The sequence below is a fragment of the Sphingomonas phyllosphaerae genome (genome assembly GCF_029623345.1).
Lineage (GTDB): Bacteria > Pseudomonadota > Alphaproteobacteria > Sphingomonadales > Sphingomonadaceae > Sphingomonas > Sphingomonas phyllosphaerae_C.
This window is the reverse complement of record NZ_JAPYKH010000055.1, coordinates 1-581: the sequence shown is the minus strand read 5'-3', so window position 1 is coordinate 581 and position 581 is coordinate 1. Positions and strand designations below refer to the sequence as shown.

Genomic DNA, 581 nt, shown 5'->3' with positions numbered 1-581 from the left:
GGCGCGTTGGTCGAGCCGCCGATCGCCGAATTGACCTTGATCGCATTGTGGAACGCGTCCTTCGTCAGGATGTCCGAGGGCTTGAGGTCCTCCGCCACCATCTCGACGATCCGCTTGCCGGTGAGATAGGCGACCTCCTGGCGGTCGCGGTACGGCGCCGGGATCGCGGCCGAGCCGGGCAGCGACATGCCGAGCGCCTCGCACAGCGAGTTCATCGTCGTCGCGGTGCCCATCGTGTTGCAATAGCCCGTCGACGGCGCCGAGCTCGCCACCAGCCGGATGAACTCGGCATCATCGATCTCGCCCGCGGCGAGCAATTGGCGCGCCTTCCACACGATCGTGCCCGAGCCGGTGCGCTCGCCCTTGTGCCAGCCGTTGAGCATCGGCCCGACCGACAGCGCGATCGCGGGAATGTTGACCGTCGCCGCCGCCATCAGCGCGGCCGGCGTGGTCTTGTCGCAGCCGATCGTCAGCACCACGCCGTCGAGCGGATAGCCGTACAGCACCTCGACCAGCCCGAGATACGCCAGGTTGCGGTCGAGCCCTGCGGTCGGGCGCTTGCCCGTCTCCTGGATCGGGTG

At 68.5% G+C, this 581-nt stretch carries 1 protein-coding gene; it reads right to left on the bottom strand.

Going from position 1 to position 581, the window contains the following annotated elements:
• A partial coding sequence (locus tag QBJ89_RS20085) for a dihydroxy-acid dehydratase (RefSeq protein WP_277982214.1) occupies nt 1–581 on the bottom strand: 581 nt, incomplete at both ends.